Genomic DNA, 12,862 nt, shown 5'->3' on the forward strand with positions numbered 1-12,862 from the left:
TTTAAATTATCCCCAGACTGAGCGATGAACAGCCATTATTTTATAAAAAAGGAGCTTTAAATACTGAATAAGTAAATTTGGCAAATATAAATAAACAGGAATTCGTAAAGGATGGATGAGACTACGTAAAGTTCTAATTGCTCTGCCTGTTTCAGCAACCCTACTTCCAGCGCTGTTAGATCCATGTATACGATATTTTATTAGAACCTGCTTTGTACCAACGATTAAGAAATTTCTGGTTACTCGAAGCCACATTTCGTAGTCCTCCCTTAATTCAGAAGACTCATTTAGATAACCAAGCTGTTGAAAGATGTCTCTCTTAATCAAAACACTCGAGTTAGGGATGAAGTTACCCTGAAGTAAGCTGATGAAATGTGATTTCTTAACTGTTCTACGAATCATTGTTTTTTTAATGGTTTTATGATCAAGAAACGACTCTGCCTGACTGTAGCACATTACATAATCTTGATTATTTTTCATCATGGCGACTTGTACATCTAACTTATTTTTGACCCACAAATCGTCATCATCACAGAAAGCAATATAAATACCTCCAGCTTTTCTTATCCCATAATTTCTATTTTTAGCAATGACCCCGTGGTTATGGTTTCTAAAGAACCTAATACGGCCATCTTTAATTCCATTAATATATTCGCAGGTTCCATCTTCGGACATATTATCGACAACAATCAACTCAAAATCTGAAAAAGTCTGCTCAAGAATAGAATTAATGGTTTGAGCCAACATTTCACATCTATTAAAAGTTGTAACAACCACACTAACTAAAGGTGCTTTTTCACTCATAAGGTTAGGCTAAAGTTTTTCTTGCAATAGAGAAGTAAGTCATCAATTTCTTTTTCAATTGGATTTTTCAAATTAAAGCCAGTTGATAAAAGTTTTTGAACTTGATAATTTAAAAAACATCTTGAAAATTCTTTAGATTGATCTGTATATTTAATGCCTGGTTTATAACCAAAGATTACAGAACACCTAGTCGCAACGAGCTCAGACACCTCCCGCAAATTAAGCACAAGGTTTCCGCCCAAATTAAATACATTATCTATATTATTTTTCAATGGCAAATTGATAAAGTGCTCAATAGCTAGCGTGACATCTGACAGAGCAATAAAATCTCTCAACTGCGATGTGTCAGACCGAATCGTAATATTCTTTTTTTCAACCGCTTGCCGGCATAGATCATTAATTACAAGGGTCCAGCAATCAGTATCTTTTTTTACCGGCGCTCCAAATGAATTTGATAATCTTAAAACAATTCCAGTAAGTTGATTATCAGCTAATAATAAATTTTCACCTGCCAGATGTGAGCTTGCATATGGATGAAGATTTCTAGGACATACATCCTCAGATATATTTCCCAAAAGAGGGCTTAAATAAACATGTGCTGTTGATAGATAAATAAATCGTTTCACTTTTTTTGATTTAGCAGCTTCAATCAACTTGCCCGTTAACAATCCATTCACTTCAAGCGCTTTAGTCGGATTCTTTTCTGAATCACGCGCATTCATTCCAGAAGCGTGAATGATTACATCTACATTTTCACAGGCATTCTCTAAACTTGATGAATCAAACCAATCAATTAAAACATTTCTTGCTTCAGGTAGCCAATTTGGTGCTGGATGTAAATTTCTAGATCCAAGAATAATTTCATAGCCACTATGAAAAAGATGCTTGGCCAAGCTTCCACCTATGTAACCATAACCACCAGTTATTAGTACGCGCATTATTTGACTAAGCGGCCCAAGGAGCACCTTTTGTCCAAAGAGATTCTAGAAGCTCATGGTCTCGCTTCGTATCCATACAATGCCAAAAACCATCATGCCGATAAGCCATTAACTCACCAGCATTTGTTGCACGCTCCAAAGGTTCACGCTCTAGCAAGGTCTCATCACCGTCAATAAAGTCAAAAAAAGCGGGTTCAAATATGAAATACCCTCCATTGATCCATCCTTCATGAAGCTGGGGTTTTTCTTTAAAACTTTCTACATGGTCGCCAGAGATTTCGAGCTCACCAAACCTTGCGGGGGGTCTTACTGCGGAAACAGTCACCATCTTCCCATGACTGCGGTGAAAGGTTAATAATTTGTCAAGGTCAATATCAGCAACACCATCGCCGTAAGTTAGCATACATGTTTCATTACCAATAAATGATTGCATACGTTTCACTCTGCCACCAGTCATTGATGAATCACCTGTATTCACCAAAGTAACTTTCCAGTCAGTAGGATTAATTTGATGAGGTGAAATATTCCCCGATGAAAGATCAATAGTAAAGTCAGCGTTGAGCGCTCGGTAATTGAGAAAATAATCTTTAATTACTTCCGCCTTATATCCAAGAGCAACATAAAAGTCTTTATGCCCAAATTTTGCATAGGTTCGCATAATATGCCAAAGAATTGGCTTTCCCCCTACAGGAACCATAGGTTTTGGAATTACATCAGTATATTCAGAAAGCCTAGTTCCAAAACCGCCAGCCAATAAAATAACTTTCATATTTGATTACCAAGAATATTGAATTTCAGATAACTGCATCCTGCTAACCTCATCAGGGTCGTGAACTATATTAGACAAATTAAGCACCAAACTATTGTATGAAGCCAAGCCCTGAAATCCAAACCAAATTCCAGGCGGCACTGTTAAGCGAGCATAGCGATCGCTTCCAATATCCTCAATTCTAAACCTACACTCTTTCATTGAAAAAAAAACAAATCTAACATTACCAATAGGCACCACCAGATTCATCGTCATCATGTTATGGCGTTTCCAAGCCTTTATAGAGCCGCCAGTAACCCATGAAAAATAAGCCTCGCCAAATCCTTGAAAACCAATATCCGTAGATTTCATTGCATGTAATACGTCGCCACCTTCGGCTTCAATTTTTTGCAAAGGTGTTATCAACACATCATTTACGCTGCCCATTCGATACCCTCTTTTTTGGCAATTAATGTGTATTGATTTATTTGGGAACGACTTAGCTCAAACATATTTGAGCTTCTTTGATAATAGGCCTCATACCATTCTGCAGTCATCTTAACGGTTTCCTCGAAATTCATTACGGCGTACCAGTTCAAATAATGTAATGCCTTGTCACAGTTCAATTTCAGCAAACCAGATTCATATGGTGCGCCACCATTATCAGAAATATCAGACCATCTTACTTTATCCCAATACTTAGCCATCTCTTTAACCAAATCTAAAACACTATGATTTTGTTGTGCAATTGGACCAAAGTTAAAAGATTCGCCATGCAATTCATGGTTTTGGTAAAGAGAAATGGCTTGCACCAAATATCCACTTAATGGTTCTAAAACATGTTGCCAGGGACGAGTTGAATTCGGATTTCTTAATTCAACATTATCTCCTGCAGACCAAGCTTTCACACAATCAGGAACAATCCTATCAACTGACCAATCACCACCGCCGATAACATTGCCAGCCCTTGCAGAAGCAACTCTGACAAGGCTAGTTTCTTTTGGGAAGAAAGATTTTATATGGGATTTTATTAGCAATTCTGCTGCCCCTTTTGAGGCGCTATATGGATCAGGACCACCTATTGCATCAGTTTCCCTGTACCCCCAAACCCATTCAACATTATCGTAGCATTTATCACTGGTAATAATAATAGCCGCACATTTTTTATTAAGAGCCCTTAATGCCTCAAGCACATTTAAAGTTCCGATAACATTAGTGTGCCATGTTTCAATGGGGTCATCATATGAACGCCTTACCAAGGCTTGTGCTGCCAAATGAAAAACAAAATCTGGCTGGACATCAACAAATGCCTTCGTTAAAGATCTACTATCACGTATGTCTATACGCAAATCTTTAATTTTAGAGGACAGGTTGGCAACGGAAAAATGAGAAGGAGCAGTTATTGGATCCAATGCTATACCGACTACCTCAGCGCCCAAATCTAAAAGCCATGAGCATAACCAAGCGCCCTTAAATCCTGTGTGCCCGGTTACTAAAACTCTTTTTCCAGAAAAACTATTTAACATATTCATTCTGTACCAAACTATACCGTTACCTTGATTTTATGATGCTCTAATGTTAGCAACAAACCCTGATCGAAAGTGTAATGAGTTTTATATTTTAAAACCCGACCAGCTCTAGAGACATCCAAAATACTAGATGGAATATCAACAAAGCGATTAGCTCCATAGTCTACTAAAATTGACTTACCCATCAAAGCTGAAAGCTTTTGTAAAACCTCATTCAAAGAATATCCAATGCCACTTCCAATATTAAATAATGAAATATCGGAAGTCGTAAGAGATAATTCTCTTAAAGCAGATGATACATCCTCAATATAGATATAATCTCTAACTATCGAGCCATCACCTCGAACAATTAATTTTTCTCCCGACATTATTTTACCAATTGCAATTGCAATAAACCCCTGCCTACCCTTTACATTCTGACCTGGACCATAAGGATTAGAGAGTCTAAGTATTTTGCAATCTAGTCCGTAATTATATTTATAAAACTCAAGGTACTTTTCAATGGTTAGCTTGCTGATGCCGTGTGAACTAATTGGATTTGTTGGTGCCAATTCAGAAATTGGCGCACTAAATTGAATTCCATAAACAGATGCCGATGAAATAAAAACAACCCTTTTAACTTTCTCTTTGAGGCATAGCTTTAATAATGCCAAAGTCTGCCCAACATTCGATCCAAGTTCAGAAGCCTCGTCGACCTCATCCCCAGGAACTGTCGTAGATATAAAATGGAAAATAGTTTCTGAATTTTTTATTGCGGCAAGCAATTTATCTTGTGAAAAAAAATCACCCTGAATCCAATTAACTTTTCCAATCAGATCAATGGGGCATGGATTACTATCGAGAACGGTTATATCAAATTCTTTAGATGAAGGAGATCTAATGAAATTTAAACCTATAAATCCCGCTCCTAATATCGATAAACGCATCTCGATTCCTACAAAATTTTTCTAACGGCAGACGCCATTTGATTTAAAGTAAAGTTTTCTTGAAATTTTTTTCTAGCATTGCTGGATAACTTATAACGGAGCTCGCAATCTTCAATAAGCCTTGTCAAACCTAAAACTAAATCTGCTGAAGATGCGGGCTCAATTAAGATTCCATCAACGCCATTTGTAATTGCCTCAGGTATACCTCCCACATTTGTAGAAACTATAGCGCACCCAGAACGCATAGCTTCAAGAATGCTGTAGGGGAAACCCTCCCACAATGAAGGAAAGACATAAATATCAAAATTAGAAAGAGGCAAAGTTATATCACCAGAATAATGTCCTGGTAGTGAAACTTTATCTGTTAAACCCAAAGAATCCACTTTAGTAGATAGTTGATTAAATGCGCTACCAGAACCAATGATAACTAACTTTAAAAAAGGGTTTCTAGACACCAATACATTAAATGCATGCAAGAGATAAAAGACACCCTTTTCTTTATCAACTCTTGCAATACACCCAATTACCAATTTTTTTTGATTTTTCTTCAAAAAAATTGGTGGTTTAATATTTTCCAAGCCATTATATACAACACTTATTTTAACTTCTGCCAGCCCCCTTAGCTTCACTAATTGGTCTGCAATAAAGTTAGCATTAACAATAACTTTTGAAACACAATTCCAAATTAAAAGATCTATTATTTTTTCATAATAAAAAGCAAATGCTCTTCTTTGCAAAGGAGCACTAACAATGCTCATTACGACAGGAATGCAGAGAATTTTTGAGCTAATAACCATTGCCAAACACGCCCTTGAAGCGGGATAACCTCCATTGCAAACTAAAACCTTATTCGGCTTCGATCTGATTAGGGGCAGTAGAAAAAAAATTACATTTAACGCTAATAGAATTGGGTCAAGAAAATTAAATAAAATTTTATAAAAGTTTAGTAACCTTGAATTTAAATGCTTAAATTTATTTAAGATTAATGAAGATGTAATAAAAAATAAAGTAGCCAAATTTACTTCGCGATTAAATCTAGAAAGATCAGTATGAAAGATTCCTTTTTTATTAGAAAACACCAATATTTCTTCAAATTTAAAAGATACTGAGTTCACCAAATCTACTAAATATCTATTCCCACCACCTTGCTCATAATTTTCTGTAAATACAAATAATTTTTTCACTGACATCAAGCTTTTCTATAAATGGCCAAGATATACGAGCTGAAATATTTACTATTCAGACCATCAAAAAATTCAAATTTTCTCAAAAATCGAATACCAAAAAGAATACATCTAGTGAAAAATTGAATAGGATTACCAAATTTATATTTGGGTATAGCTAGGGCAGGCTCAAATGAACCTATGTAATCAACAAGCAATGGATGAAGATTACATTTGATAGCAAGACGCTTAAAGTAATCCAAATTCATTATATTTAAATTATGCTTATCTAAGATTTCTTTATCTAAGATGGATTGAATAAAACCATTAAATCCCGAAAAATTAGGAATCCCGAGAATCAAGATTCCTCCTGGTTTCAACCAAGCAAGATGCTTTTTAACAACCTCATCAACATCATCAAAATGCTCTATAAAACCAAAGGACATTACAACGTCGTAATATTTATCAGGCTCGACTAAAAAAAAATCACCTGAAATTACAGCGTCGGCGTTGATACCAAGAAGCTCAAGATTTTTATGCGTCGCAGATGTTCCAGCTTCACTATATTCAATGCCACCAACTCGCAACCCAGCAGACTCAGAAGCATAAGAAAGCCACTTTCCTGGCGCACAGCCCACCTCAAAAACGTGGCCACTATCTGGAAGATATTTACTTAAGGCATTTGCAAGAGTCCTATCAAAAGAAAAATTGAAATCAACCTTCACAGGCAACTTAATTCCCTTCCAATAGTTTTCCCAAAAAACAACATCTGTTAGATTCAACTTGCAATTCCAATCTATAAATTATTAACTATCCCGAAATATTTTTTTAAATCAGCAATTGGTGAGTCGCTAACTCTTGCAAATCTATCACAAAATAACTCCCGAGCATTTTGTACTTCACCACTAAACCACCAGCTATCCACATCATCCCAGATATCATTGGTTTTAGCAGATGCAGACTCCGGCGAAAAGTGAACAATTCCGACATCAACCAATAATTGATAATAAGGTTTAGCAGTCTCTCGAAGATGATCTAATCCATTCTGCCAAAAAGCCAATGTAGGAATATTTTGTGATAATGACTCCAAAATTCCAGTTGAGTCATAACTATATATGACGAGCCTACTTTTGGAAATTAAATCATTTACATTTAGATTACCAGGTTCAATATTAAGAGTGGCATCAAAATCACGCCATCTATCTAACTCAAACCATTTTTGGCTTTGAAATCCCGAATGAAGTCTGATCACAAGCTTATCTTTGGGGCTTTCCGAAAGTTCGGAAATGAATTTATACTGGTCCTCAAAGTAATTATAAAACTCTGCATAAATATCCCAAGTTGTAACTCTATGACCAAGGCAAACCTGAATCAAGAGAAGTCCGCCCAAACGATTGTAATGACGTTTTCTGATGCCGGCTGTTTTTAAAATAAATGCAGGGACATGCTGGATATAACCATCAATCCAACCCCATGTCAAAAATTTATCAGCAGTAATCTCCTCTATTGAGGGATTCATGTACCTATAGGTGCCATAATTATTTCCATGCTGGCCCGTGAAGTACTTACAGCCAACTTCCACTTTACTTGCTGCCGATATTTTAAAAATTTCATCTGTATCAAAACTATTACTAGTAAAAATAAATTTAGGATTCTTAGGCCAAGGCTTGGTCTTTGCCAATCTATTCAGATCTTCAAATGCCTCCAAGTAACACACGGGCAATAAATAAAACAGCATCTCTGTCAAAAAAACTTCTAGTTTTTTGTTTGAGGAGTATCTAATTTTTGAAGCTAGTGACTTCCTGAGATCCAAATCAGGCTTTTTTTCACTATGAAAATTTTTAGAGGTATGCAGTAGGGGAAATTGACTAAGGCTTAACTGCAACTTAATTAATTCTTTTGCAGGCAAATAGCTGCTAACAATCAAAGCGTCTGTTCTTTTTACAAACAAGCTTAAAAACCTTGTAAGTTGCCCAACCCCCCACTTTAGAAATGTTTTTTTTAGTGATGATTTTTTTCTGTCAATACTGAATCCTAGATCACCATTTCCGTCGATAAACTCTACTGGAAAACCAGTGTCCCCTATAAAAATTAACATTCGACAAAGCAAGGCATCATTCCAACGATCGTCATTAAAAGCCCAAATCGCAGATAAAGAATCCAGCGGGGCCAGAGAATAGTCATGATTTTGTATACCGTTACGCCTGAAATCTCGCATGTAACCATGCACATATGAAGCGTTTGGAACCGGTTTAAGATCACGTCAACATATCGACGAAACCAATGTCCAAGTAATATTCTCCAAAAACGCTGACTATACTCAGTTTTATGATGAGTATTAAGTATGTCGCACAATAAAGGGAATATTTTCTCCTCTAAATGTCTCGCCTCAGCGTAGTCTACATCTTTGTTAAGCAAACCCAATCCATAGGGCTCCGCAACAATTGCGTCCATTGACTGCCAGATATGCTTTCTATCATAAGATCTGCACCACTCACCTAAAAAAATGACGGGGCGATCGAACTTCCATGTTCTTTCATCTGCAGTTACGATTAAATGACGCTTTTCTTTACTCACTCCAACAAATCCCAACTTAAAGCTGTTCCACGTTTTACGGGAAGCTTAAGTTTTGAACCAAGTACGATATCCAAATACTTTGTCGCCAAACCTAAACCTGGTCTTATAGCTCTTACATTATCAATTGTTAGAACATCACCGGCCTTCAAGTCTTCCACGATATATAATGATCGCTTAAACACAATTGATTTTTTCTCAGCCTCAGTCACACCATAGCTAACTTGACCCATTGCCTCCCAAGCTCGCTTCGTTTCCATGACTAGCTGCAACATCTCTGATGGCTCCATTGAAAATGCGCTGTCCACACCTCCATCTGCACGATTCAATGTGAAGTGCTTTTCAATTACCGTCGCTCCCAATGCCACGCTAGCAACTGAAACACCTACACCCATGGTGTGATCAGATAATCCAGTCTCACAGCCAAAAAGTTCACGCATATGAGGAATGGTTAAAATGTTAGTATTGCCAGCTGTCGCAGGATACGTACTTGTGCACTTTAGCAAAATTAGATCTTTACAACCTGCTTCACGAGCCGCTTTAACCGTATCATCAAGCTCAGCAATAGTCGCCATGCCAGTTGAAATAATCAAAGGTTTACCTGTGGTAGCCACACGACGAATTAATGGCAAATCTGTATTTTCAAATGACGCTATTTTGTAGCAAGGCACATCTAAGCTCTCTAGAAAATCCACTGCTGAAGCATCAAAAGGAGTGCTAAACACAATCATCCCCAACTGTCGGGCACGATCAAAAATTGGTTTATGCCATTCCCATGGCGTATATGCTTCGCCGTATAATTTATATAGGGAAGTTCCTGCCCACAAGCTTTTAGAATCACTTATATAAAACTCCCCGTCATCCAAATCTAAGGTCATCGTATCAGGGGTGTATGTTTGAATTTTTAGCGCATCAGCACCGGTTTTAGCCGCAGCTTCAACAATTTCCAATGCTCTTTCCAGAGATTGGTTGTGATTGCCAGACATTTCAGCAATGACAAATGGTGGATTATTTTTTCCTATTTCTCTCTTGGCAATGAACATACTCATCCTAAATTAAATAATGCAACGGCCTAGCATAAATGCCTCAGCAGCTTGGCAACCAACTGATGCCCCTCGCCAACAAGCAAGATAGTTGACAGCATCAATTGACCTTGGGTGCGGGAACTCTCGCATTTCAGAACCATAAACTGATAAAGCTTGTAACTTTTTTGAAATGAATTCAGATACGTCATAGAAATAATCTGGAGTAAAGTACATTCCTGACGATGCAGGTCTCCACTCGGTACTGGATGGCACTTCAAAAAACAATAATTCTTTAACGACATGACCTGGTTGTGGACGACATGCTGCAATTACTGCATCATGAAGAACTTTATGATCAATATTTACATCCCCAGCATGATGAGTAAAAATTAGAGCCGGCTGATATTTGACAATATACCCTTCAACAATTTTTACAATATCGAGTAAATCCATGCTGTCCATTCGATTATCAGGCAAAGAAAGTAAACTGACTGATGTTACCCCCAATATCTTATTAGCATCTTCAGCACATTTTGCTAAGCCTGAAATCTCTTCTGAGCTAGATACAACATCACGCTTTTCTTTACGACTTGTTGAGCCTTCAGCAACTATTAAAACATGTACCTCCCAACCTTCATGAGATAGACGAGCAATTGTCGCGCCACACCCAAGAACCTCATCATCCGGATGAGCAGCAACTACTAATGCCGTTTTCATTGCACACTCCTTGTTATTTTCACTTTCGCTACAACATCTTCTGAGTTTAAAGTGGCACTGGTAAATTCAAATCTAAAATGACCTTTTTCAATAAAAGCAGAAGGATAACCATCAGCATCTAGCATACGTATAAAATCATATACCTCTTCTATTTTTTTAAGCCGAGATAAATCCCCATCATTAATTGAGCGGCGTTTAAATTCTGTCACCACTCCATTTTGAGGTATTGGTTCAGGTTGATCAAAACTAATTAACTCAATCATTTCTGACATTAACCTGATCGCTCTTAAAAAAATGTCTTCGGCTGTTCCCAACAAAGACAAATTGCGTTTCAAATAAATAGGGCCAGCATCCAGATCCTTAATACATCGAATTGCACTCAATTTAGTTTCAGTATGGCCTCGAACTATTAAATTCTGAAGTGGACTTCCACCACGTCCATAAGGCAAATCTGTCATATGAAAAATCACACAATCAAATTTCATGTGTATTTCTTCTGGAATTATCCAGGACCAATGAGGAAAAAACACATATTTAGGATTGAATTTTAAAAGCTTATGTATTTCAAGATCAGACTTTTCTCTTACTCGAAGAACTTCAAGATTTTTATTTTCAACGAGATTAAACTCAAGTGAATCATATCTCGGATGAGGAGTTGCAATAACTATACGAATTGGATTATTCATAAAATTGACCTAAATATAAAGACTATTCACTAAATACATTTATTTATCTAATTTCTCGATTTTAATGAGATAAGTTTTACCTGCAAACTCAAAAAATGCAGGATATTTTTCATTATCAACAGTTCGAAGCAAATTAAATTGGTCACTCAAGCTTTTGTTAATATCTAAGATAGAATCCATGGTTGTTCTACGACGGTACCAAGTCGATACGCCTGCTTGTGAAATGGGTTTTAAGGACTCATAGTTTTTTAAAAAAAGAAGGCAAAGCTCTACAGTTTTCTCTCCCTGAAGCGCCCTCCAGTCGTTAACTAATTCTGTTCCGTTTAACTCAATTGAATCCTGAATCCATATCTGTCCAGCATCAACATTTTCATCTGCCTCGAGCAAGCAAATAGGAATTTCACTCTTTCCTTCGATTATTTGCCAACTCATCGGTGAAAACCCTCTACCCAATGGCAAGGCACTTTCATGAACCACCAAATTATGTTTATTTTTTTCTAGCACATTTTTAGAAACAATATTGGTGCACCCAAGCATGAAATTCACAAACCCCTCAGATACATGTTCAGCTTTTCGTACTAAAGAAGCTACATATCCCAACCCAGATAAGATTGACTGCAGTTTTTCCGCATAACTCAAAATCCAAGAATCATTATCAACCAATATACAAATATTATTATTTTTCATAAAGATACTCCCTTACCCTTTTTGCGCCCCACCCATCAACTAAAGAATGGGCCTTACAGGACATTAACTGTAAGGAAGCGGGGCTCATCAAAAAACGTCTAACTCTTTCCTGAATATATGAAGTGCTCAACTCACCTAACAAGTAATCGCATGCTCCTACCGATGCCAAACCACTAGCTATCTCAATTTGGTTTTCAGCAAAAGCTACTATAATTGCTGGTAACCCAAGGCAACATCGCTCCCAGCTGGCAGAACCCCCTGCTCCAATAGCTAAATCAGCTTCCATCATCAATTTAGCCATACTGATTGTTTGCACATGACAAATGAAACCATAATTCGCACAAGCATCCTTTATCAAATCTACAAATGGATGCTGTGCTCCAATTACCACGTCAACACTAACATCAACATCCATTGCTGCTAAGGCGGCCATTGTCTTTAATGTATAGTTACGCTGATCCACTCCACCAAAAAAAACTAGTATTTTTTTAACATCTCCATTACGGATTTTTATCTGCTCTCGAACCGCCCTAAACTCCTCACGCAATATTGCATAATGCGGGCCTAATAATAATTGACATTGCACGGGTACTTTACCGTTGTAGCGCGTTTGCATATTTAAATAGCAATTCTGATCTAGCAAAATGTCACAATCATGACTTCGATCCGCAAGATCATCAATAACCATTATTTTTTTAACGTTTGGACGCACTATAGATTCCCACCGAAAATCTAAAGCGTAATGATCTACAATTATCCAATCAAAATTACGCCCCGATAAAGCTCTAACAGTGGCTTTTGCATCTTGCGCTTGGCTGACGGCTAACCAACGAGCATGTGCTAATTCATCAATGGAGTTCGTGATGTCATCATTATTCAAAGGAATATATTCAATCTCCTTTGCTACAAGCATATCACTTAAATATAATGGCAAATTTCGACTTAAAAAAAGTGCATTCGCACCTTGATTTTTAAGTTCTTCCGCCAAGGTAAGGCACCGCATAAAATGACCTGTACCTATTTGAGTAGATGCATCTGCACGAAAGGCGACATTCATAAATCAGC

Annotated in this window: 14 protein-coding genes; all 14 read right to left on the reverse strand. The window is 37.1% G+C overall.

What is annotated here, in order from left to right:
• Window positions 1-6 precede the first annotated feature (6 nt).
• Entirely contained in the window at window positions 7-804 is a 798-nt protein-coding gene (locus ICE88_RS02860; protein WP_216249117.1) for a glycosyltransferase, read from the reverse strand.
• The gene (locus tag ICE88_RS02865) at window positions 801-1,769 is read right to left on the reverse strand and encodes an SDR family oxidoreductase (protein ID WP_216249120.1); all 969 of its coding nucleotides are present in this window, start codon (window positions 1,767-1,769) and stop codon (window positions 801-803) included. The genes ICE88_RS02860 and ICE88_RS02865 overlap by 4 nt, the downstream gene beginning before the upstream one ends.
• Window positions 1,750-2,511 (reverse strand): glucose-1-phosphate cytidylyltransferase, encoded by a 762-nt coding sequence (gene rfbF / locus ICE88_RS02870; protein ID WP_216249123.1) that lies wholly within the window; start codon window positions 2,509-2,511, stop codon window positions 1,750-1,752. Before rfbF ends, ICE88_RS02865 begins: the two co-directional genes overlap by 20 nt.
• 6 nt (window positions 2,512-2,517) lie before the next feature.
• On the reverse strand, window positions 2,518-2,937 hold the full coding sequence (locus ICE88_RS02875; protein ID WP_216249126.1) for a dTDP-4-dehydrorhamnose 3,5-epimerase: 420 nt from the start codon (window positions 2,935-2,937) through the stop codon (window positions 2,518-2,520).
• On the reverse strand, window positions 2,925-4,022 hold the full coding sequence (rfbG, locus tag ICE88_RS02880; protein ID WP_216249130.1) for a CDP-glucose 4,6-dehydratase: 1,098 nt from the start codon (window positions 4,020-4,022) through the stop codon (window positions 2,925-2,927). Before rfbG ends, ICE88_RS02875 begins: the two co-directional genes overlap by 13 nt.
• An 11-nt stretch (window positions 4,023-4,033) precedes the next feature.
• Window positions 4,034-4,945 (reverse strand): NAD-dependent epimerase/dehydratase family protein, encoded by a 912-nt coding sequence (locus ICE88_RS02885; RefSeq protein ID WP_216249133.1) that lies wholly within the window; start codon window positions 4,943-4,945, stop codon window positions 4,034-4,036.
• A gap of 8 nt (window positions 4,946-4,953) precedes the next feature.
• Window positions 4,954-6,135, reverse strand: coding sequence for a glycosyltransferase family 4 protein (locus ICE88_RS02890; RefSeq protein ID WP_216249139.1), 1,182 nt, complete (start codon window positions 6,133-6,135; stop codon window positions 4,954-4,956).
• Window positions 6,135-6,890, reverse strand: a complete 756-nt coding sequence (locus ICE88_RS02895; RefSeq protein ID WP_216249142.1) for a bifunctional 2-polyprenyl-6-hydroxyphenol methylase/3-demethylubiquinol 3-O-methyltransferase UbiG — start codon at window positions 6,888-6,890, stop codon at window positions 6,135-6,137. Before ICE88_RS02895 ends, ICE88_RS02890 begins: the two co-directional genes overlap by 1 nt.
• 14 nt (window positions 6,891-6,904) lie before the next feature.
• Complete coding sequence (locus ICE88_RS02900) at window positions 6,905-8,326, reverse strand: LIC12162 family protein (protein WP_216249143.1); 1,422 nt, start codon at window positions 8,324-8,326, stop codon at window positions 6,905-6,907.
• A gap of 355 nt (window positions 8,327-8,681) precedes the next feature.
• The gene (pseI, locus tag ICE88_RS02905; RefSeq protein ID WP_370624421.1) at window positions 8,682-9,725 is read right to left on the reverse strand and encodes a pseudaminic acid synthase; all 1,044 of its coding nucleotides are present in this window, start codon (window positions 9,723-9,725) and stop codon (window positions 8,682-8,684) included.
• Between the two features lie 12 nt (window positions 9,726-9,737).
• The gene (locus ICE88_RS02910) at window positions 9,738-10,424 is read right to left on the reverse strand and encodes a PIG-L deacetylase family protein (protein WP_216249149.1); all 687 of its coding nucleotides are present in this window, start codon (window positions 10,422-10,424) and stop codon (window positions 9,738-9,740) included.
• A complete protein-coding gene (locus ICE88_RS02915; protein WP_216249152.1) occupies window positions 10,421-11,110 on the reverse strand; it encodes a hypothetical protein in 690 nt (229 codons plus the stop codon). The genes ICE88_RS02910 and ICE88_RS02915 overlap by 4 nt, the downstream gene beginning before the upstream one ends.
• Before the next feature lie 39 nt (window positions 11,111-11,149).
• Window positions 11,150-11,797, reverse strand: a complete 648-nt coding sequence (locus ICE88_RS02920) for a formyltransferase family protein (protein WP_216249154.1) — start codon at window positions 11,795-11,797, stop codon at window positions 11,150-11,152.
• Entirely contained in the window at window positions 11,787-12,854 is a 1,068-nt protein-coding gene (gene pseG / locus ICE88_RS02925; protein ID WP_216249155.1) for a UDP-2,4-diacetamido-2,4,6-trideoxy-beta-L-altropyranose hydrolase, read from the reverse strand. Before pseG ends, ICE88_RS02920 begins: the two co-directional genes overlap by 11 nt.
• Between the last annotated feature and the right edge of the window lie 8 nt (window positions 12,855-12,862).

Origin of the sequence: Polynucleobacter sp. AM-26B4 (assembly GCF_018882285.1) — a bacterium.
Classification (GTDB): domain Bacteria; phylum Pseudomonadota; class Gammaproteobacteria; order Burkholderiales; family Burkholderiaceae; genus Polynucleobacter.